At 68.3% G+C, this 19166-nt stretch carries 22 protein-coding genes; 7 read left to right on the top strand and 15 right to left on the bottom strand.

Annotated features, from left to right (window positions below; genetic code table 11):
- Positions 1–44 precede the first annotated feature (44 nt).
- Entirely contained in the window at positions 45–1049 is a 1005-nt protein-coding gene (locus LV780_RS05140) for a GlxA family transcriptional regulator (RefSeq protein ID WP_011908138.1), read from the top strand.
- Positions 1050–1099: 50 nt separating this feature from the next.
- Here the strand turns inward: LV780_RS05140 and LV780_RS05135 are convergent, their stop codons facing one another.
- Both LV780_RS05135 and LV780_RS05130 read right to left on the bottom strand, forming a co-directional pair.
- On the bottom strand, positions 1100–1693 hold the full coding sequence (locus tag LV780_RS05135; protein ID WP_101340383.1) for a peptidylprolyl isomerase: 594 nt from the start codon (positions 1691–1693) through the stop codon (positions 1100–1102).
- Positions 1683–2192 carry a peptidylprolyl isomerase gene (locus tag LV780_RS05130; protein ID WP_011908136.1) on the bottom strand — a complete coding sequence of 170 codons (510 nt, stop codon included), beginning with the start codon at positions 2190–2192 and terminating at the stop codon, positions 1683–1685. The genes LV780_RS05135 and LV780_RS05130 overlap by 11 nt, the downstream gene beginning before the upstream one ends.
- A 148-nt stretch (positions 2193–2340) precedes the next feature.
- Here LV780_RS05130 and LV780_RS05125 point away from each other — a divergent pair, with 148 nt between their 5' ends.
- The 6 genes from LV780_RS05125 to LV780_RS05100 all read left to right on the top strand — a co-directional run bounded on the left by LV780_RS05125 (position 2341) and on the right by LV780_RS05100 (position 8976).
- Positions 2341–3534, top strand: coding sequence for a phosphoglycerate kinase (locus LV780_RS05125; protein WP_101340382.1), 1194 nt, complete (start codon positions 2341–2343; stop codon positions 3532–3534).
- A gap of 101 nt (positions 3535–3635) precedes the next feature.
- Positions 3636–4565, top strand: coding sequence for a class I fructose-bisphosphate aldolase (locus LV780_RS05120; protein WP_011908134.1), 930 nt, complete (start codon positions 3636–3638; stop codon positions 4563–4565).
- A gap of 173 nt (positions 4566–4738) precedes the next feature.
- Positions 4739–5041, top strand: a complete 303-nt coding sequence (locus LV780_RS05115) for an FtsB family cell division protein (protein WP_101340381.1) — start codon at positions 4739–4741, stop codon at positions 5039–5041.
- A gap of 211 nt (positions 5042–5252) precedes the next feature.
- Positions 5253–6242 (top strand): pyruvate dehydrogenase (acetyl-transferring) E1 component subunit alpha, encoded by a 990-nt coding sequence (pdhA, locus tag LV780_RS05110; RefSeq protein ID WP_011908132.1) that lies wholly within the window; start codon positions 5253–5255, stop codon positions 6240–6242.
- A gap of 12 nt (positions 6243–6254) precedes the next feature.
- The gene (locus LV780_RS05105) at positions 6255–7649 is read left to right on the top strand and encodes a pyruvate dehydrogenase complex E1 component subunit beta (RefSeq protein WP_108220819.1); all 1395 of its coding nucleotides are present in this window, start codon (positions 6255–6257) and stop codon (positions 7647–7649) included.
- A gap of 10 nt (positions 7650–7659) precedes the next feature.
- Positions 7660–8976: a pyruvate dehydrogenase complex dihydrolipoamide acetyltransferase gene (locus tag LV780_RS05100; RefSeq protein WP_101340379.1), complete on the top strand. Its 1317-nt coding sequence runs from the start codon at positions 7660–7662 to the stop codon at positions 8974–8976.
- Positions 8977–9058: 82 nt separating this feature from the next.
- On the opposite strand, the gene cysE is transcribed toward LV780_RS05100, so the two are convergent.
- The 13 genes from cysE to LV780_RS05040 are packed head-to-tail and all read right to left on the bottom strand — an operon-like array spanning position 9059 to position 19090.
- Entirely contained in the window at positions 9059–9865 is an 807-nt protein-coding gene (gene cysE, locus LV780_RS05095; RefSeq protein WP_011908129.1) for a serine O-acetyltransferase, read from the bottom strand.
- The gene (locus LV780_RS22160) at positions 9858–10292 is read right to left on the bottom strand and encodes a DUF7742 family protein (RefSeq protein WP_101340378.1); all 435 of its coding nucleotides are present in this window, start codon (positions 10290–10292) and stop codon (positions 9858–9860) included. The genes cysE and LV780_RS22160 overlap by 8 nt, the downstream gene beginning before the upstream one ends.
- Positions 10293–10295: 3 nt before the next feature.
- On the bottom strand, positions 10296–14189 hold the full coding sequence (locus tag LV780_RS05090) for a baseplate multidomain protein megatron (protein ID WP_117344942.1): 3894 nt from the start codon (positions 14187–14189) through the stop codon (positions 10296–10298).
- A complete protein-coding gene (locus LV780_RS05085; RefSeq protein ID WP_011908126.1) occupies positions 14189–14629 on the bottom strand; it encodes an NlpC/P60 family protein in 441 nt (146 codons plus the stop codon). The genes LV780_RS05090 and LV780_RS05085 overlap by 1 nt, the downstream gene beginning before the upstream one ends.
- A complete protein-coding gene (locus LV780_RS05080; protein WP_108220821.1) occupies positions 14626–15510 on the bottom strand; it encodes a DUF2163 domain-containing protein in 885 nt (294 codons plus the stop codon). Before LV780_RS05080 ends, LV780_RS05085 begins: the two co-directional genes overlap by 4 nt.
- Positions 15510–16142, bottom strand: a complete 633-nt coding sequence (locus LV780_RS05075) for a DUF2460 domain-containing protein (RefSeq protein ID WP_011908124.1) — start codon at positions 16140–16142, stop codon at positions 15510–15512. Before LV780_RS05075 ends, LV780_RS05080 begins: the two co-directional genes overlap by 1 nt.
- A 9-nt stretch (positions 16143–16151) precedes the next feature.
- Positions 16152–16802 (bottom strand): phage tail tape measure protein, encoded by a 651-nt coding sequence (locus tag LV780_RS05070; protein WP_044247936.1) that lies wholly within the window; start codon positions 16800–16802, stop codon positions 16152–16154.
- Complete coding sequence (locus LV780_RS05065; protein ID WP_011908122.1) at positions 16795–16995, bottom strand: rcc01693 family protein; 201 nt, start codon at positions 16993–16995, stop codon at positions 16795–16797. The genes LV780_RS05070 and LV780_RS05065 overlap by 8 nt, the downstream gene beginning before the upstream one ends.
- Before the next feature lies 1 nt (position 16996).
- Positions 16997–17314, bottom strand: coding sequence for a gene transfer agent family protein (locus LV780_RS05060; protein ID WP_011908121.1), 318 nt, complete (start codon positions 17312–17314; stop codon positions 16997–16999).
- The gene (locus LV780_RS05055; RefSeq protein WP_011908120.1) at positions 17314–17727 is read right to left on the bottom strand and encodes a phage major tail protein, TP901-1 family; all 414 of its coding nucleotides are present in this window, start codon (positions 17725–17727) and stop codon (positions 17314–17316) included. The genes LV780_RS05060 and LV780_RS05055 overlap by 1 nt, the downstream gene beginning before the upstream one ends.
- Before the next feature lie 33 nt (positions 17728–17760).
- On the bottom strand, positions 17761–18159 hold the full coding sequence (locus tag LV780_RS05050) for a DUF3168 domain-containing protein (RefSeq protein WP_108220822.1): 399 nt from the start codon (positions 18157–18159) through the stop codon (positions 17761–17763).
- On the bottom strand, positions 18156–18491 hold the full coding sequence (locus LV780_RS05045; RefSeq protein ID WP_011908118.1) for a head-tail adaptor protein: 336 nt from the start codon (positions 18489–18491) through the stop codon (positions 18156–18158). Before LV780_RS05045 ends, LV780_RS05050 begins: the two co-directional genes overlap by 4 nt.
- A complete protein-coding gene (locus LV780_RS05040; RefSeq protein ID WP_108220823.1) occupies positions 18491–19090 on the bottom strand; it encodes a head-tail connector protein in 600 nt (199 codons plus the stop codon). The genes LV780_RS05045 and LV780_RS05040 overlap by 1 nt, the downstream gene beginning before the upstream one ends.
- Positions 19091–19166 lie beyond the last annotated feature (76 nt).

Here is a 19166-nt window from a genome sequence, read left to right as displayed (position 1 = left end):
GTTTCCTGTTTCACAGGGCTGTAAACGACGCACAAGGTCGCAACATGACCGTTTCCCCCGCAAGGTCCGCCAGATCCGACAAGCCGCGCCGGTTCGTCTTCCTGCTGCTCGACCGCTTCACCATGATCTCCTTTGCCGGAGCGATCGAGCCGCTGAGGCTCGCCAACCGGATTTCGGGCCGGACCATCTATGCATGGGCACTTGCGGGCGAGAACGGGGCCGAGGCCGTCTGCTCGAACGGCGCGGCCTTCCGGCTCGACATGGGCCTCGACGAGATCGAGCGCGAGGATGTGCTGCTGGTCTGCGGCGGCATCGACGTGCAGAAGGCCACGACACGGGCCGTCGTCAACTGGCTCCGGCGCGAGGCGCGCCGCGGGGTGACGATCGGCGGGCTCTGCACCGGGGCCTATGCCCTCGCCCGCGCCGGGCTTCTCGACGGGCGCAAGGCCACGATCCACTGGGAGAATCAGGACGGCTTCACCGAGGAGTTCCCCGAGGTGCGGCTGACCAAGTCGGTCTTCGTGATGGACGGGAACCGGCTGACCACGGCGGGCGGCACGGCCTCGATCGACATGATGCTGAAGATCATCGCCCGCGATCAGGGCGACGACATCGCCAATACGGTGGCCGACCAGCTGATCTATTCCTCGATCCGCACCGATCAGGACACGCAGCGCCTGTCGATCCCGAGCCGGATCGGCGTGCGGCATCCCAAGCTGTCCGAAGTGATCCGCAAGATGGAGGCCAACACCGAAGACCCGATCAGCCCGGCCGATCTGGCCGAGGAGGTGGGCATGTCCACCCGCCAGCTCGAGCGGCTGTTCCGTCGCTACCTCAACCGCTCGCCCAAACGCTACTACATGGAGTTGAGGCTGCAGAAGGCGCGCAACCTGCTGATGCAGACCGACATGAGCGTGATCAACGTGGCGCTGGCCTGCGGCTTTGCGAGCCCCTCGCATTTCTCGAAATGCTACCGGGCGCATTACGCGACCACACCCTACCGCGAGCGCGGCACGCACGGCGCAACCGCGGGGCCGCGCGCGTCCTGAGGCGGCACACTGCGAAAGGGCGGGAGGCCGAGCCCCCCGCCCCGCAGCGCCTACTCGGCCACCGAGACCTTCGTCATCACGTCGGGCGTGCGCGGAGGCTCGCCGCGGGTGATCGCGTCCACCACATCCATGCCCTGAACGACCCGCCCCACGACCGTGTATTGACCGTTCAGGAAGTCGCCGGGGGCGAACATGATGAAGAACTGCGAGTTCGCCGAGTTCGGATTGGCCGAGCGGGCCATCCCCACCACGCCGCGCGCAAAGGGCACGTCCGAGAACTCGGCCGGCAGGTCGGGATAGCTCGACCCGCCCGTTCCCGCGCGGCGCAGCGAGTCACCCTTGCCGAACTCGACATCGCCCGTCTGCGCCATGAAGCCCTCGATCACGCGATGAAAGACCACGCCGTCATAGGCGCCCTCCTTCGCCAGCGTGACCATGCGCTCGACATGCTGCGGCGCCACCTCGGGCAGGAGGTCGATGACCACCTCGCCCTGCGCCTGCCCCGAGACCTCGATCACGAGGTTCGGGCCAGGGCCATCCTCGGCGTCCTGCGCGAAGACGGCCGACTGCGACAGCCCGTAGCCGCCGAGCACCGCAAGGCCCGCCGACATCAGCCCCGCAAAGAGGAACCGCTCAGACGACATCGGCGGCCACCCGCACCGTCAGCATCTTGTCCGGGTTCGCCGGCGGCTCGCCGCGGACGATCTTGTCCACATGCTCCATCCCCGAGATCACGCGGCCATAGACGGTGTATTGGCCGTTCAGGAAATCGTTGTCGCGGAAGTTGATGAAGAACTGCGAGTTGGCCGAGTTCGGGTTCTGCGACCGCGCGGCGCCGAGCGTGCCGCGCGCATGGGGCAGTTTCGAGAATTCCGCCGGAAGGTCGGGCATGTCCGACCCGCCGGTCCCGGCGCGGCGGATGCTGAAGTTGTTTTCGGTGTTGCCGTTGGCCACATCGCCGGTCTGGGCCATGAAGCCTTCGATCACGCGATGGAACACGACATTGTCGTAGGCCTTGGCGCGGGCCAGCGCCTTCATCCGCTCGCTGTGCTTCGGCGCGACGTCCGGGAGAAGCTCGATCACCACCTCGCCGTCCTTCAGCGTCATGATGATGGTGTTCTCGGGGTCCTTGATCTCGGCCATGGGGCCCTCCTCTTTCAATCGGGGCCAACCTAGTGGCGGGGCGCCGTCAGGAAAAGGTCTGATTTGGCCGGCCTGCGGCCGAACGCCGGTTGACGGGCGGGCATCGATCGGCTTGGAAGCGGGAAACGTCGCCTCAGGAGGAACCGGAATGGGCTGGAAGACACTCGACGACATGGATCTTGCGGGCAAGGTCGTGCTGGTGCGCGTGGATGTGAACGTGCCGATGGAAAACGGCGAGGTCACCGACGCCACCCGGATCGAGAAGATCGTGCCCACCGTCGAGGACATCCTGAAGAAGGGCGGCAAGCCGGTGCTGCTGGCCCATTTCGGCCGCCCCAAAGGCAAGGTCGTGGATGAGATGAGCCTGCGCCTCGTGCTGCCGGCGCTGCAGAAGGCGCTGCCCGGCACCAAGGTCAGCTTTGCGCCGGATTGTGTGGGCGAAGAGGCCGAGAAGGCCGTGGCCGCCATGCTCGAGGGCGAGGTGCTGCTGCTCGAGAACACCCGCTTCCACGCCGGCGAGGAGAAGAACGACCCCGAACTGGCCGCCGCAATGGCGAAGCTCGGCGATGTCTATGTCAACGATGCCTTCTCGGCCGCGCACCGGGCGCATTCCTCGACCGAAGGCATCGCGCGGTTGCTGCCCTCGGCCGCCGGCCGGCTGATGGAGGCGGAACTCAAGGCGCTTGACGCGGCACTGGGTCAGCCCGAGCGGCCGGTGGTGGCCGTGGTGGGCGGGGCCAAGGTCTCGACCAAGCTCGACCTGCTGGGCAACCTCGTGGGCCGCGTCGATCATCTGGTGATCGGCGGCGGCATGGCCAACACCTTCCTCGTGGCGCAGGGGACCGAGGTCGGCAAGTCGCTGGCCGAGCGTGACATGGCCGAGACCGCCCGCGAGATCGTCGCCAAGGCCAGGGCTGCGGGCTGCACGATCCACCTGCCGCTCGACGTGGTGGTGGCGCGCGAGTTCAAGGCTGGGGCCGCGAACGAGACCGTGGACGCTTCGGCCTGCCCGGCCGACGCGATGATCCTCGACGCAGGCCCCCGGACGGTGGCCGCGCTGTCCGAGGTCTTTGCCTCGGCCAGGACGCTGATCTGGAACGGGCCGCTCGGCGCCTTCGAGATCGAGCCCTTCGATGCCGCCACCAATGCCGCGGCGCTGCAGGTGGCGCAGCTCACCAAGGCGGGCCAGCTGATCTCGGTGGCGGGCGGCGGCGATACGGTCGCGGCGCTGAACAAGGCCGGCGCGGCCGAGGGCTTCTCCTACATCTCGACGGCGGGTGGCGCCTTCCTCGAATGGATGGAGGGCAAGGAGCTGCCGGGCGTCGCCGCGCTGAACGTCTGAGGCGATTTTCCGCGCCGCGGCGCCACGTTAGCGCCAACAAGATTGATATGCGCATTCCGCCGGACTAAGTCCGTCTCGACGCAACTGAAAGGACCAGCGGAATGCGCGCTAGCAGAGCAGTTCAGAAGATCCTCGCCAATTATGAGGGCGAAACGCCCGGCGTGAAGGCCAACCTGTGCCGGATGCTGATGGAGGGGAAGCTGGGCGGCACGGGCAAGATGATCATTCTGCCGGTGGACCAGGGCTTCGAACATGGCCCGGCGCGCACCTTCGCGCCGAACCCGGCGGGCTATGACCCCCATTACCACTACCAGCTCGCGATCGACGCGGGGCTGAGCGCCTATGCGGCCCCGCTGGGCATGCTCGAGGCCGGTGCGGATACGTTCGCCGGCCAGATCCCCACGATCCTCAAGGCGAACTCGGCCAACTCGCTGATGAGCGACACGGCGGGCAAGAACCAGGCGGTGACGGCGTCGGTCGATGATGCGCTGCGGCTCGGCTGCGCGGCGATCGGCTTCACGATCTATCCGGGCTCGGACTCGCAGCTCGACATGTATGAAGAGATCGTCGAGATGCGGAAGGAGGCCGCCGCCAAGGGCGTCGCCACCGTGATCTGGTCCTATCCGCGCGGCGAGGCGATCACCAAGGACGGCGAGACGGCGATCGACGTGGCGGCCTATGCCGCGCAGATCGCGGCGCTGATCGGCGCGCATGTCATCAAGATCAAGCTCTCGACCGACCATCTGATGCTGCCCGAGGCGAAGAAGGTCTATGAAGAGCAGAAGATCGACGTGGCCAGCCAGGCAGCGCGGGTGAAGCACTGCATGGATGCGGCCTTCGCCGGCCGTCGCGTCGTGGTCTTCTCGGGCGGCGCCAAGAAGGGCGAGGACTCGGTCTATGACGACGCCCGCGCGATCCGCGACGGCGGCGGCAACGGCTCGATCATCGGCCGCAACAGCTTCCAGCGGAGCCGCGAGGATGCGCTGGCGATGCTGGGCAAGCTCGTGGACATCTACAAGGGCCGGGCCTGATCCCGCAGGCCCTTCCCTCGCGGGAAGGGCCACCTCCTGCCGCGGCCAGGGCCGGGGGCCTCGTCCCTCCTGCCCCTGCGCCGCAGGTTCTTTTCGGTTCCCAACCCGCCTGCGCTCTGGCATGATGCCAGCCACCGCCCCCGCCGAACGAGGGGCGCGACCAGAGGCAGAGCATGAACATCCCGACCTCCCGCCCCGCCATCGGCGCCAGCCTCTATTTCGCGCTGGCCTTCTCGCTCTCGGCCTATTTCACCTTCGCGGCCGTGCAGGGGGACTATGGCGTCTTCCGGCAGGTGCAGATCAAGGCCGAGGCCGAAGCCCTCCGGGCCGAGCGCGACCAGATCGCGGCCGAACTCGCCGAGATGCGCAACAAGACGCGCCGCCTGTCGGACAGCTATCTGGACGTCGACCTTCTCGACGAACAGGCCCGCGCGACGCTGGGCTATGTCCGGGCGGACGAGATCGTCATCCGCTGACCTGAGACCAACCGCTCCACAGCCACCGGCGCCAGCATCCGCCTGGGCGCCGTCCGGTGCCGTTTGCCCGCGGCAGCGGCGCGCGATGACGGCCCCGGAGGGGCCCGAAGAGCGCGCCACCGCCGTCCTCAATATTGCTCTCGCTCCCGCCCGACCTATGGGTTAAAGGTAGTTTAGCCTTGAACTACTTGTCGCGACGGGAGGCGCCGCCATGGCCACCAGAAAATCGCCGGAACAATCCAACGCATCCAGGGAGGAGCTTCTCCACTATTACCGCGAGATGCTGCTCATCCGCCGCTTCGAGGAGAAGGCCGGCCAGCTTTACGGCATGGGCCTGATCGGCGGCTTCTGCCACCTCTACATCGGGCAGGAGGCCGTCGTGGTCGGTCTCGAAGCCGCCGCCAAGGAAGGTGACAAGCGCATCACCAGCTACCGCGATCACGGCCACATGCTGGCCTGCGGGATGGATGCCAAGGGCGTCATGGCCGAACTGACCGGGCGCGAGGGCGGCTATTCCAAGGGCAAGGGCGGCTCGATGCACATGTTCTCGAAAGAGAAGCATTTCTACGGCGGCCACGGCATCGTGGGCGCGCAGGTGCCGCTCGGCGCGGGGCTGGCCTTCGCCGACCGCTACCTCGGCAATGACAACGTGACCTTCGCCTATTTCGGCGACGGCGCGGCGAACCAGGGCCAGGTCTACGAGGCCTACAACATGGCCAAGCTCTGGAGCCTGCCGGTCATCTTCGTGATCGAGAACAACCAGTATGCGATGGGAACCAGCGTGAAGCGTTCGACCAAGTCGCCCTCGCTGTGGGAGCGGGGCGCGGCCTACGGCATCAAGGGCGAGGCGGTGGACGGGATGGATGTGCTGGCCGTGAAGGCCGCCGGCGAAAAGGCGGTCGCCGCCTGCCGCGCGGGCCAGGGGCCCTATATCCTCGAGATGATGACCTACCGCTACCGCGGCCATTCCATGTCCGACCCCGCGAAATACCGCACCCGCGAGGAGGTGCAGCGCATGCGCGACGAGAAGGACGCGATCGAACATGTCCGCGACCTGCTGATCCAGGGCAATCTTGCCACCGACGACGACCTGAAGGCGATCGACAAGGACATCAAGGCCGTCGTGAACGAGGCCGCCGACTTCGCCAAGGAGAGCCCCGAGCCCGCGCTCGAGGAACTCTGGACCGACATCTACGCCTGAGGGGACAAGACCATGGCAACCGAAGTTCTGATGCCCGCCCTGTCGCCCACGATGGAGGAAGGCACGCTGGCGAAGTGGCTGGTGAAGGAGGGCGATGCGGTCAAGTCCGGCCAGATCATCGCCGAGATCGAGACCGACAAGGCCACGATGGAGTTCGAGGCCGTCGATGAAGGCACGATCGGCAAGCTGCTGATCGCCGAGGGCACCGCCGGCGTAAAGGTAAATACGCCCATCGCCGTGCTGGTCGAAGAGGGCGAAAGCGCCGACGCAACCCCCGCTCCCGCCGCCCAGCCGCAGGGCGAGAAGCAGCCGCAACCCGCCGAGGGCAGCGAGGGCAAGGCCGTGGACGAACCGCTCGTCTCCTCGCCCGGCGCGCCGGTTCCGGGCAAGCGCGACCGCTCGCCCGACTGGCCCGAGGGCACCCAGATGAAGACCATGACGGTGCGCGAGGCGCTGCGCGAGGCGATGGCCGAGGAGATGCGCGCCGACAAGACCGTCTTCCTGATGGGCGAGGAAGTGGGCGAATATCAGGGCGCCTACAAGATCAGCCAGGGGCTGCTGGACGAGTTCGGCGCAAAGCGCGTGGTCGACACGCCGATCACCGAACACGGCTTTGCCGGCATGGCGGTCGGCGCGGCCTTCGCAGGCCTCCGGCCCATCGTCGAGTTCATGACCTTCAACTTCGCCATGCAGGCGATCGACCAGATCATCAACTCGGCCGCCAAGACGCTCTACATGTCCGGCGGGCAGATGGGCTGTCCGATCGTCTTCCGCGGCCCGAACGGCGCGGCCGCCCGCGTGGGTGCCCAGCACAGCCAGGATTACGCCGCCTGGTATGCCCAGATCCCCGGCCTGAAGGTGGTGATGCCCTATTCGGCGGCCGACGCGAAGGGCCTGCTCAAGACCGCGATCCGTGACCCGAACCCGGTGATCTTCCTGGAGAACGAGATCCTCTATGGCCGCTCGTTCGAGGTGCCGGTGCTGGAGGATTTCGCGATCCCCTTCGGCAAGGCGCGGATCTGGCGCGAAGGGAGCGACCTCACCATCGTCTCCTTCGGCATCGGCATGACCTATGCGCTGGAGGCCGCCGACAAGCTCGCCGCCGAGGGCATCTCGGCCGAGGTGATCGACCTGCGCACCCTGCGCCCCATTGACTACGACACGGTGATCGCCTCGGTGAAGAAGACCAACCGCTGCATCACGGTCGAGGAAGGCTGGCCCGTGGGCTCGATCGGCAACCATATCGCTGCCACGATCATGCAGCAGGCCTTCGATTGGCTCGACGCGCCGGTACTGAACCTGACGGGCAAGGACGTGCCGATGCCCTATGCGGCCAATCTCGAGAAGCACGCGCTCGTGACCACGGCCGAGGTGGTCGAGGCCGCGAAATCCGTCTGCTACCGCTGAGGAGACCCAGATGGCAACCGAGATCCTTATGCCCGCGCTGTCTCCGACGATGGAGGAGGGGACGCTTGCGAAATGGCTGAAGAAGGAGGGGGATGAGGTCCGCTCGGGCGACATCCTCGCCGAGATCGAGACCGACAAGGCGACGATGGAGTTCGAGGCGGTGGACGAGGGGATCCTCGGCAAGATCCTGATCGCCGAGGGCACCGCGGGCGTGAAGGTGAACACGCCCATCGCCGTGCTGGTGGAAGAGGGCGAGAGCGCGGACGCGGTCTCGTCGGGCAAGACGCCCGCGCCCGAAGAGCCCAAGGACGAGGCCGCGCCCGCGCAGGAGGCGCCGAAGGCCAGCCCCGCCGCATCGCCGGCGCCGGCTGCGAAGCCCGAGGGCGATCGCATCTTCGCCTCGCCGCTGGCTCGGCGGATCGCGACGGAGAAGGGGCTCGACCTTGCCACGGTCAAGGGATCGGGCCCGCGCGGCCGGATCGTGAAGGCCGATGTCGAGGGGGCGCAGAAACCCGCCGCCCCGGCCGCGAAGGCCGAAGCCGCGGCGCCCCAGGCGGATGCTCCGGCTGCCGCTGCGGCCCCCGTGACCTCGCCGGCCGCCTCGGCGGCGTCGGTCGCAAAGCTCTTGGCCGACCGCGAGTTCGAGGAGATCACCCTCGACGGCATGCGCAAGACCATTGCCGCGCGCCTGTCCGAGGCCAAGCAGACCATCCCGCACTTCTACCTCCGCCGCGAGGTGGCGCTGGATGCGCTGATGGCCTTCCGGGCGGACCTCAACGCGAAGCTCGAGAGCCGGGGCGTGAAGCTCTCGGTCAACGACTTCATCATCAAGGCCTGTGCGGTGGCTCTCCAGCAGGTGCCGAACGCGAACGCCGTCTGGGCTGGAGACCGCATCCTGCGGCTCAAGCCTTCGGACGTGGCGGTGGCCGTGGCCATCGAGGGCGGGCTCTTCACGCCGGTCCTGCGCGATGCGCACCAGAAGAGCCTGTCGGCCCTCTCGGCCGAGATGAAGGATCTGGCCGCCCGTGCCCGCACGAAGAAGCTCGCTCCACACGAATATCAGGGTGGCAGCTTCGCGATCTCGAACCTCGGCATGTTCGGGATCGAGAATTTCGACGCGGTCATCAACCCGCCTCATGGCTCGATCCTTGCGGTCGGCGCAGGCATCCGCAAGCCCGTTGTGGCCAAGGACGGCGCGATCACGACCGCCACGATGATGTCGATGACGCTCTCGGTGGATCACCGGGTGATCGACGGCGCGCTGGGGGCCGAGTTCCTCAAGGCGATCGTCGAGAACCTCGAGAATCCGATCGCGATGCTCGCCTGATCGCGGCGCAGCGGGGCTGACGCCGAACATGAGAAAGGGGCCGATCCTTGCGGATCGGCCCCTTTCCCGTAGGTCTGACGCTTCAGCCGTCGTTGAGCAGATGGTCCATCGTGACCGCCGGCTGTGCACATCCGGCCTCGCCCACCACGCGGGCCGGCACGCCCGCCACAGTGGTGCAGGGCGGCACGTCATGCAGCACGACCGAGCCTGCGGCGATCCGGCTGCAATGGCCGACGTGGATGTTGCCCAGCACCTTGGCCCCTGCCCCGATCAGCACGCCATTGCCGATCTTCGGATGGCGGTCCCCATCCTCCTTGCCGGTCCCGCCCAGGGTCACGGAATGGAGCATGGAAACGTTGTCGCCCACCACGGCCGTCTCGCCAATCACGATGGAATGGGCGTGATCGATCATGATCCCGCGCCCCACCCGCGCGGCCGGATGGATATCGACGCCGAAGGCCTCGGACACACGCATCTGGACGAAGTATGCCAGATCCTGCCGTCCGGTCGTCCAGAGCCAGTGTCCCACCCGATAGGCCTGCACGGCCTGATAGCCCTTGAAGAACAGGATCGGCTGGATGAAGCGATGGCAGGCGGGGTCACGCTCATAGACGGCGACCATGTCGGCCCGCGCCATCTGCCCGAGTTCGGGGTCCGACGCATAGGCCTCGTCGGCGATCTCGCGCAGGATCTGCTCGCTCATCTCGCCCGAGGCCAGCTTCAGAGAAAAGCGGTAGGCCAGCGCCCGCTCCATCGAGGGGTGGTGCAACAGGCTCGAATGCACGAGCCCGCCAAGCAGAGGCTCGGCCAGGATGGCGGCATGGCCTTCCTCGACTATGCGCTGCCAGACCGGATCCACGGTTGTCACACGGGGTCTTGCCTCAGCCATCGCAGCGTCCTTTCCTCGTCACGGGCAAGTCTAGCACATAGTCATTCCGGCCAACAGTGGAAGGTAGCGGTGGTTCTTCCCGCACCAAAGGAACAGGCGGCCGCACGGCCGACGATGGCGCGCCCGTCCGTCGCTGGTGCCGCCCCTGCCGGATGCGCCACGCGACGACCTCAGCCACAAGAGCCAGCGCCTCGAGCCGATCCGGGTCCGGCCCGGCCCCATCTGCCCCGTGCGGCAACCGGGCCGCGGCCGAGGCAAGGCAGCCATTGCCCCACAGCGGATGCGGAAGACCCAGCCGCCTCGAGATCTTGTGCGCGCTGTGCGCCTGCTCGATCAGGCGCGCAAGCACCCCAGGGCGATCCTCACGGGGCAAGAGGGCGAGCCGGCTCGCCACCGCCACCAGATCCGCCAGCAGCACACGCCGCATGGATCAGACCATCAGGCGCCGGAACGGGCCGGGTCCGAAGCTGTCCGAGACTTGTGCCACTTCGACAGTAAAGGTGCCTGCCGCACCATCCTCCGCCTGCGCCTCCGCCGTGTAGGTCCAGCACGGTGCCGTTACTTCCTCCTGCCGTCCCACCAGCCCGTTCATGCGGACCCGCACCAGATAGAGTTCGCTCCCCTCCCCCAGAGGCACTTCGCGCCCTTCCCAGCTGTCCCCGTCAATCCGCGTGCGCCGCACCCAGCGCACGAGCAGATCGCCGTCGCGCCGCTCGGCCGCGAGATGCACAGGAGCGAGCGGGCGCAGGCCCACGCCGGCACAGGCATCAACGCGGTGGATCACATCCGCATCATCATATCCACGCGCCGCAGCGCCAATCCGGTAGTGCCGGGCGAGGTTGCGCTCGGCGAGCGGCACCCCGAGTTGCACGAGGGCCGGGGTGATCAGCACCACCGTGCTTCCCGAGGGCCAGATCTCCGGCATCGTCGCATCCGTCCCGGCCTGCCCCCGCAGCCTTCGCGTGAGATCCCACGTCCTGGGACCGACGAGACGCGCCTCGGCGAACTGGAACAGTTCCCAGCCATCCACCGAGCCGTCCCCGATGGCCATCACATTGGCGCCATTCAGCACCTCGAGATCCGAGGCCGACGCAAGCGGCGGACCCTGCAGCTTCACCCGCAAGGCCGCCCCCATGTCCCATCGACCGACCGGCGCGGCCCGAAGCGGCGTCTGCGTCACGCCAAGCGTCGCCGCTCCGGTGACGAGACCGTTAAGCCGGTATCCGGCGTCCTGCATCGCGCTCCAGACGGCAACGCGCCCCGGCCAGGGCGCGGCCGCGACGGCCAGATGCGGCTCATGCGCGACCTCGGCCCCCGTCATCAGCGGCAGATCGAGGATGACGGCGTGCACTGGCATCTGCGCCGCAACCTTGCGCGCGGGCGGCCGCTGCTCTGCGATGTCGGCGGGTATGTAGATCCCCGGCTCCACCCGGACCGCTTCGGCAAGCTGGGCCTCGGCCTGCTCCAGCCGGTCGATGCGATAGCGCCGCCCCTCCAGTTCGAGCACATCCCCGGCCCCGAGCGCCAGTGCAGACCGCGGCAGCGCAAGGCGCAGACTGTCCCGCGCCACCCGGGACTCGGCCAGCCACCGCTCGACCGTCCCCCGCGCCTCGGCCGACGTCAGGACCAGCGGAACCTCGGACTGCGAGACCGCAAAGGTCGCCTCGTCCGGGAAGGCGGCCTCGACCTGCCGCGCCTCATAGTCGCCTTCGGCCTCGAGGAAACCCAGACGGACCCGCCCGGCCGTCTCCACCTCGGCGGCGCGGATCAGTTCCACCGCCCCGTCCAGTTCGTCCGACTGTACGAGCCCCTCACGCCTGACCTCGACGCTCCTGCGTCCGTCCCGCATGCGGAAGACCAGCATCCCGTCCCGCTCCAGCGCCTCGAATCCGTAGGCCAGCATCAGCGGCTGGAGGGCTGCACGCGCCGTATCCACCTCAGCCAGCCCATAGCCCCGCACGACACCATGAAGGCGGGAAACGTCGATGGCGGTCACACCCGACCGCTCGCAGATCTCGGCCACCACCGCCGCGAGGGGTTGCGAGGCGGCGCGCCCGTTCAACCAGTGACCGCGGGCGTAATTGTCCCCATCGCTCCAGACATCGGCACGGGCCGGAAAGGCGGGAAACGGGCGCGCGTCCCAGGCCCAGACATGGGCACGGTCCATGTCCACCATCCGCCCGCCATAAAGCGGTGAGACCGGGTTGTTCGCCTCGTCGGCCCAGTATTCGGCCATGGCCCTTAGGTAATACATCCCGATGACGTCATCGCGCCGCCCGGAAGACCCCCGGGGAAGCGACGACTCCGAGCTTTTTGGGTCAAGGAACAGGTTGGGCTGGTTCGTGCCCAGATCGAGCGCGGGGCAGCCATATTCCGTGAACCAGATCGGCTTCGAGCGCGGCACCCAGGCCGTGGGCTGCGCATTCCGGGCGCCTGCGATCCTGTCGTGATGCGGAAGCGACCACCAGCTCTTCAGATCCTTGCAGCGATAGACCCAGGGCTCTCCGAAGGCGCCGTCCGTGATGGGCACTCGATCCTGCGCAGCCGCTCCGGCTTCATCGCGGTAATACCAGTCATGGCCCTCGCCTCCGGCGACATTGGCCTTCAGATAGTCGAGCTCATGGACCGAGCCCCAATGTGCATCCGCATGATCCTCGCCCGCCCGCCAGTCCGACAGCGGCATGTAGTTGTCGATGCCGATGAAATCGATGTTCTCGTCCGCCCAGAGCGGGTCGAGATGAAAATGAACGTCGCCCTCCGGGTGGTAGCCGAACCATTCCGACCAGTCGGCGGCATAGCCGACCTTCACCGACGGGCCCAGGATCGAGCGCACGTCCGCGGCGAGCCTGCGCAGTTCGGCCACGGCCGGAAAGCTGTCGCCGCTTGCGCGGATCTGGGTCAGTCCGCGCATCTCCGACCCGATGCAGAAGGCACTGACGCCCCCCGCCAGCCGGCAGAGCCAGGCCGCATGCAGGATGAACCGCCGATAGCGCCACTCGTCCGGCCCGTCGTAGAGGATGCGGTCGCCTTCGATGCGGAACTGATCCGGCTCGGCAGTGCCGAAGAAGGCCGCCACCTCGGCCACGGCGGCCGCGGTGCGGTCCGGGCTTCCGGCACGGCCAGGGGCCGCCGACAAGGTAATGCGACCGCGCCAGGGAAGCACCGGCTGCCCCGTCTCACCAGTCCAGGGGTTCGGCAGCGCATTGCCGGGCAACTGCTCCATCAGGATGAAGGGATAATAGACCACCGACCGGCCCGCCACGTGAAGGGCGCGGATGGCCTCGATCACCGCCGCATCCGCAGGCGTACCGCCATAGACCGGGCGGTCCTCCAGCCGGCCCACCAGTTGCGCGCCGCCCCGATCAATCCCACCCGCGCGCCACGCCATCTTCGAGGCGTCAAAGCTGCCCTGCTCCACCTTCGGCCGGATCTCGCACTCGCCACAGCGCAGGTCGCTTCCGAACCACGAGACCACCAGCGAGACCGAGCGACAGGCGGGCAGTTCGCCCCTCAGTTGATCGAGCGAGGTGAGAAAGTCGCTCTGCCCGGAGGCCGTGTGCACATTGGCGGTTTCGCTTTCGCCCGGTCCGTAATTGTAGGCGAGACGGCTCGTGGCCAGCGCATATTCGCCAGAGCCGGGGATCATCGCCACGCCTCTCACCGCGCGCTGCAGATTCGTCACCCGGTCCGCCAGGGGGCCCTGCGCGGCACGCATGACCTCGAAGGAGAACTGTGGCACCCGGTTCCCGAAGGGTTCGAGTTGCAGATCCTCAATGACCACATAGGCGATGCCGCGGTAGGCAGGGGCCAGACCGGCCCCCTCCACCGCTTCGATCTTCGGATCGGGAAGCTGATCCTCCGTCCCTCGATAGAGGCGAAGATTGAGCGTGTCCGGCGCGATCTCGGCCCCGTCCGCCCAGATCCGCCCCACGCGCAGGATCTCGCCCTCGCACAGCGCGACGGCGAGGCTCACCGAGTAGGAGTAGCTGACCACGGTGGTCCGGGGACCGCCGCCTTTCCCACCGCTCGAACTCTCGGACTGGCTCTCGAGAAAGCGCGAGGCCCAGATCACCTGCCCCGCAACCCGGTTCCGGCCGAAGATCTGCGCCACCGCGGCGCCCTCGCCCGCACCCATCAGGCGGAAACGCTCGATCCGCACGGTGCGCACGGTCTGCGATCCGGCGCCCATCAGGCGCTGATCGATCATCTGCCCGACCGTCGCCCCGATCGCGCGGCCGATCACCGCGCCGGTCAGCCCCAGCACCGTGCCGCCAAAGCCTGCCCCGATCGCCGATCCCGCCGCCGCAAGCAAAAGCGTTGCCATCAGTCATTCCTTTCCGGGAAGGCATAGCGCGCCGCAAGCCGCCGCGCCCAAGGCTCAGAGAGCGGGCTCTCCACCACTCCGTGCCCGCAATAGGCATGAACGAAGGACGCCTCCGGGCCGCTGCACACCAGGATGCCGAGGTGCTTGGCCACAGCCTCGGGACGCATTCGGAACAGAAGAACGTCTCCCTCCGACGCCGCGTCCAGCGGCTGTCTCAGCAGCCACCGATCGCAGGCGGCCATCAGCCGCTCGTCGCCCGACGGCTCGGACCAGTCCGGGGTATAGGGCGGCACCAGCACCGGCTCCGGCCCGACAAGCGTCCGCCAGATCCCTCGCAGAAGGCCGAGGCAATCCGTGCCTGCTCCCCGTGTCGAGGCCTGATGCACATAGGGCGTGCCGATCCAGTGCCGTGCCTCCGCCACCACGTCCGCGCCGCTCATTCCCACAGGCTCCCGCCGTCATTGGCCTTGGTCGTGGCCGGGTAGGCGCTCAGCCAATCCTCTCCCGGAAGATGCGGAAAGCCGCGAAAGTTGCGCAGATTGCCGAACTTGAGCCGGCAGGTTTCGGCGCGCCGATCGCAGCCGGCCTCGAGCCGCACAAGGTCTCCTGCGGCGATCTCCGGCCCAAGCGCCTCCCACAGCTCGACCGTCCGTGCACCTGCTGCAAGCCGGTCGTTCTTCACCACGCCGATCGACCCCCTGGCCGTCCCGCTGAGGACGACAAGGCGCCCCTGCTCGAACCAGCGGTCGGCATAGGCCGCGAGCCCCGTAAACCCGAAGGCCTGCCGGTCCGTAACCGACCCCACGGGCCGCTCGACCGAGAATGAGCCGTCGCTCAGATCAAGACCGCACTTGCCGTCCCCCAGGACCGCCTGGCAGTCGCGCTGATAGACCCTTCCCTGCGGCTGGTTCAACGCCTCGGTCAGACCGCGCAACTCGGCGCGGAAACGCCCACCCGCATGGGTGATCTCGCCCAGTGTGCCCCGAAACTGCAACAGCCGCTCGCCCGGATCCATCCAGTTCACCAGCCAGGCAAGAACCCCCGCCCCGTCGAAGCGCCCGGCCAGCAGGTCCGCCTCGGTCACCGAGCCGTGCGACAGCGCGCCCACCGTCTCGGCATTGTCCACCGAAAGGCCGGTCGTCTGCTGCAACGCCGACGACGTCAGGCCGGTCTCGGCCCGGCACAGGATCCCGTCAAAGCCGAGATCCCGATCGTGATCGGTAAAGCCGAACACCTGCCCGTCGCGCCGCGTAACGGCCCAGCAGCGGCATACCGTCGTCGCACCGCTCTTCAGATGCGCATGAAGCTCCCTCGCGCCCATCAGACCCGCACCTCCATCACGGGAACGCTCGGCACCTCGCCCGCCTGAAACGAAGCCATCGAGATCTGGATCCGGTCCGTGTCGAACCGGACGGGGACGTCGAACTCGAAGCCCGCCGTGACCTCCGCCCCCGCGGCGGGGGCGACGGCGAGTGTCACCAGCCCCGTCGTCGCATCGAGCGAGAAGCCCGCACCCGGTGCCAGCGCCGTGCCGGACACGGCCACGGTCACTGTCCCGGCCACGGGCTTGGTCACAGGCCGGACATAGCTTTCCGCACCCGAACTGTAGGTCTTCTGCAGTGCAAAGGTGCGCGCCGTGCCGTCGCCCGTGCCGATGATCTGATCATGGGCTTGCGGCACCTCATCCGGCGCGCAGGAGCGGAAGTCGGCCCAGTCCTTCCAGCGAAACCCGAAAAGCTGCCCGCGGCGCGCCTCGAAAAAGGCCAGCACCGCCTCCACGTCGCGCAGCGAGCGCAACGCCACCCCCGCATCATATCGGCGGCGTGAATGCGCCCAGAGGCTGTTGCGCTCCTCGAACCCATTGACCAGCGTGACGATCTCGGTCCGCCGCTCGGGGCCGCCGACCGAGCCGAAGCTGAGGTTCGTGGGAAAGCGGACCTCGTGAAAGCTCATGCCGTTCCCCTATCCATTGCGTTGCCCGCGCGAGAGCATGCGGCTCACCTGCGCGGCGATCTGGCCCCGGCTGCGCTCAAAGCCCTGCACGTCGGGCGTGGCCACGTTCATCACCACCTGAACGGCCCTGCCGCCGCCGGCTTGCACGCCGAGGCGCCCGTCCGTCCCGCGCGCCAGCGGCAGGATCGCCTCGGGTCCCGCCTCACCCATGATCCCGGTTCCGCCGCGCATCGCGAAGGGCGTGGCGCCGGCCACCACCCCGCCCCGCGCGAAGGCCATTACCCGCCCCTGCGCAAAGGCCGCCCCCTTGGCAAAGGGCAAGAGCCCGCCCAGCACCGAGTTCAGCCCGTTCGCCACGAAGCCCGAGACGGCATCCTGCACCGGCTTCATCGCGATCGAATAGACCGTGCGCGAGATCGACTGCGCGAGACCCTCCATCGCGTCCGAGAGCTTCATCCCGTCGAAGAGCACGCCATCGAAGGCGCGGCGAAGGCCCGTTCCCACGCCGCTCGACAGCCGGTCCACCTCGCGGCCCGTGAACACCATCGAATCCCGCATCCGTGCAAGCTCCGCCTCGAAGGTGGCCGTCATGCCGGCCGCATTGCCCAGCGTCGCCTCGAGTGCCGCCACCTGCTCCTCAAGAGTCTCGATGTCAGCCATCATCCTCATCCTTTCGCATGTCCGGATAGGCGCGCAGCAACTCGTCCAGCCGCGCGCGCGACAGGGGCGACACCGCGGACGCCCCCAGCATGATCCTCAACTCGGCGGGGGTGAGCCGCCAGAAGGCGTCCGGCGACAGCCGAAGTCCCTCAAGGCCCACCCGAAGCAGCCCGGCCCAGTCCAGCCCGGCCATGTCACTCCTCCGGCAGGGCGAAGGCGCGGGCCAGCAGTTCGGCCGCGGCGCGCGCGGCCCCCACGGGTCCACCAGCCAGATCCGCGCGCCGCAGATCCTCCGCCGAGCCCTGCCAGCCCCCGCCACGCAATCCCGCCACCAGCACCGCCAGCACGTCGCGCGCCGAGAACCGCCGCTCCTCGAACCTCTCCGCAAGCGCGATCAGACTGTCGGCCCCGAGTTCCACCTCCAGCTCCGCCAACACGCCCAGGGTAAGCTTGCCCGTGTGGCGCCGGCCATCGAGCCAGATCGCCACCTCTCCTGCCCAGGGATTGGCCATCACAGCGCCGCAAAGCCGAGCTTGCCCGCCGAGGCGAGCGTCATCTCGTAGGTCGCCTCGCCATCATGGCTCCCGGCATATTCGATGGCGGAGATCAGGAACGGCCCCTCGACCACGCCAAAGCTCGGGATCACCACCTGAAAGCGCGGCGCCTCGCCGGCAAAGAACAGCGCCCGGGCCCGTTCGTCCGTTGCTTCGTCCCGGAACACGCCCGAGCCCGAGATGGACGCCGATTTCACGCCCGCCCCCGCCAGCAGTTCCCTCCAACCGCCCTGGCTTTCAAGTGAGGTCACGTCCACCGTCTCCGCGTTGAAGCTGATCCTCGTGGCGCGAAGCCCGGCCATCGTCTGAAAGACGCCGCTCCCCGTCAGATCCACCTTGACCAGCAGGTCCCTGCCGTTCTGCACGCCCATGACTTTTCTCCATGATGTCCGGCCAGGCCGGTGTCAGTCCTCGATCCGCGCGCGGAAGATGAGGTCGATGCGCCGTGCCCCGCCCGAGGCAAGCCGGCGCGCCGTGCCCTTCAGGAAACGCAGACCCACCAGCCGCCCCCGGCCCAGCGCAAGCGACGCATCCTCGAGCGCGTCCGAGACGGACGCAGCGACCCGCTTGGCCTCGAGAAAACCCGCCGCATCCGAGATCACGCTGATCGTGAAGCGGTGCTCGGCACCTCCGCCCGTGCTGTCCGAGACATCGCGCACCTCCTCGGGTCCGATCAGGACCCAGGTGCCCCGTCCCCCGCCCTTCGGCAGGGCGTCATGCACCGGCACGTCCGCAAGGTCCGGCCACGCGGCCAGCCGCTGGAAGAGCGCCGCCTGCAATGCGGCCGCAGCCCCGTAGCTCATGCCGGCACCTCCTCGCGGGCAAAGCAGGTGAGGTAACGCCCGCCCGCATCCTTCTCGCTCACCGCCAGGATGGGATAGATCCGCCCGCCTTCGCGGAAACGCTGCCCCGGCTCGGGCCGCGCCATCGAGCCCATCGGCGACGCGCGTACCGTGATCTTCAGCGGCACCGAGCCCAGTGGCACCTCCGCAATCGCCACCTCGCGCCCGGTTCCCGGCTCGATCTTCGCCCAGTGCGTTCCAAGCCCCGCCCAACTCAGCACGCGGCCCCCGGCCCCATCCTCCTCCGACAGCGGCGCCTCGAGCACGAGCCGCCGGTTGAGCATCTCGCGCATCACGCCACTCCCCCGCCCAGCAGCCGGACCGTTCGCCAGCGTTCGATCAGGCCAGCGACCTGCCGGGGCAGCCCCGCGGCACTCAGGCCAGGCTCGTATCGGTTCTCGTAGTAATCCGCCGCAAGCAGCATCACCGCCTGCGCCAGATCCGGAGGAACCTCGGCCCAGCTCTCGCCGAAACCCGCGTCGAACAGGACCTCGACCCGCCCGCCCTCCGGCACGGCCGGCAGCAGCCCCACCCTCGGCATCAGCTTCGGCCGGTGCAGATCGCGCACCAGCCGCCAGAGGCTCGGGGAAACAGGCGCCGCCCGGTCCTGCCCGTCCACCCGCACGACCGAGACCACCTCGGCCACCGGCGCGACCGGCAGGGCCTGCGCCTCATCCGTGCGCCAGTCATCGAGCACCAGCAGATACCGACGGGCGAGCAGCACCTTGCCGGTGCGGCCTTCGATCGTCGTCATGGCCGCGCGGAGGAACGAAGCCAGCAGCCCGTCCTGCAGCCCCTCCTCGCCAAAACCCGAACCGAGGCGCAGATGCTCCTTCAGCCGGGCCACCGGCAACACGCCGTCCGGCACCGCCGTCTGCTCGATCAACATCATGGGAAGAACTCCGATCTCCGGGGAAGCGCGCGCCGGAGCCCCGGCGCGCGCCCGCCGCCCGTCGCGGGGGCGGCCT

The organism is Cereibacter azotoformans (assembly GCF_021391315.1).
GTDB classification, from domain to species: Bacteria; Pseudomonadota; Alphaproteobacteria; order Rhodobacterales; family Rhodobacteraceae; genus Cereibacter_A; species Cereibacter_A azotoformans.
The sequence above is the reverse complement of the archived record's forward strand: the minus strand, read 5'-3'. Positions and strand labels throughout refer to the sequence as shown.

Coding starts and splice junctions, on each gene's coding strand:
- LV780_RS05140 (WP_011908138.1), top strand. CDS start 45: ATGACCGTTTCCCCCGCAAGGTCCGCCAGATCCGACAAGCCGCGCCGG.
- LV780_RS05135 (WP_101340383.1), bottom strand. CDS start 1,693: ATGTCGTCTGAGCGGTTCCTCTTTGCGGGGCTGATGTCGGCGGGCCTT.
- LV780_RS05130 (WP_011908136.1), bottom strand. CDS start 2,192: ATGGCCGAGATCAAGGACCCCGAGAACACCATCATCATGACGCTGAAG.
- LV780_RS05125 (WP_101340382.1), top strand. CDS start 2,341: ATGGGCTGGAAGACACTCGACGACATGGATCTTGCGGGCAAGGTCGTG.
- LV780_RS05120 (WP_011908134.1), top strand. CDS start 3,636: ATGCGCGCTAGCAGAGCAGTTCAGAAGATCCTCGCCAATTATGAGGGC.
- LV780_RS05115 (WP_101340381.1), top strand. CDS start 4,739: ATGAACATCCCGACCTCCCGCCCCGCCATCGGCGCCAGCCTCTATTTC.
- pdhA (WP_011908132.1), top strand. CDS start 5,253: ATGGCCACCAGAAAATCGCCGGAACAATCCAACGCATCCAGGGAGGAG.
- LV780_RS05105 (WP_108220819.1), top strand. CDS start 6,255: ATGGCAACCGAAGTTCTGATGCCCGCCCTGTCGCCCACGATGGAGGAA.
- LV780_RS05100 (WP_101340379.1), top strand. CDS start 7,660: ATGGCAACCGAGATCCTTATGCCCGCGCTGTCTCCGACGATGGAGGAG.
- cysE (WP_011908129.1), bottom strand. CDS start 9,865: ATGGCTGAGGCAAGACCCCGTGTGACAACCGTGGATCCGGTCTGGCAG.
- LV780_RS22160 (WP_101340378.1), bottom strand. CDS start 10,292: ATGCGGCGTGTGCTGCTGGCGGATCTGGTGGCGGTGGCGAGCCGGCTC.
- LV780_RS05090 (WP_117344942.1), bottom strand. CDS start 14,189: ATGGCAACGCTTTTGCTTGCGGCGGCGGGATCGGCGATCGGGGCAGGC.
- LV780_RS05085 (WP_011908126.1), bottom strand. CDS start 14,629: ATGAGCGGCGCGGACGTGGTGGCGGAGGCACGGCACTGGATCGGCACG.
- LV780_RS05080 (WP_108220821.1), bottom strand. CDS start 15,510: ATGGGCGCGAGGGAGCTTCATGCGCATCTGAAGAGCGGTGCGACGACG.
- LV780_RS05075 (WP_011908124.1), bottom strand. CDS start 16,142: ATGAGCTTTCACGAGGTCCGCTTTCCCACGAACCTCAGCTTCGGCTCG.
- LV780_RS05070 (WP_044247936.1), bottom strand. CDS start 16,802: ATGGCTGACATCGAGACTCTTGAGGAGCAGGTGGCGGCACTCGAGGCG.
- LV780_RS05065 (WP_011908122.1), bottom strand. CDS start 16,995: ATGGCCGGGCTGGACTGGGCCGGGCTGCTTCGGGTGGGCCTTGAGGGA.
- LV780_RS05060 (WP_011908121.1), bottom strand. CDS start 17,314: ATGGCCAATCCCTGGGCAGGAGAGGTGGCGATCTGGCTCGATGGCCGG.
- LV780_RS05055 (WP_011908120.1), bottom strand. CDS start 17,727: ATGGGCGTGCAGAACGGCAGGGACCTGCTGGTCAAGGTGGATCTGACG.
- LV780_RS05050 (WP_108220822.1), bottom strand. CDS start 18,159: ATGAGCTACGGGGCTGCGGCCGCATTGCAGGCGGCGCTCTTCCAGCGG.
- LV780_RS05045 (WP_011908118.1), bottom strand. CDS start 18,491: ATGCGCGAGATGCTCAACCGGCGGCTCGTGCTCGAGGCGCCGCTGTCG.
- LV780_RS05040 (WP_108220823.1), bottom strand. CDS start 19,090: ATGATGTTGATCGAGCAGACGGCGGTGCCGGACGGCGTGTTGCCGGTG.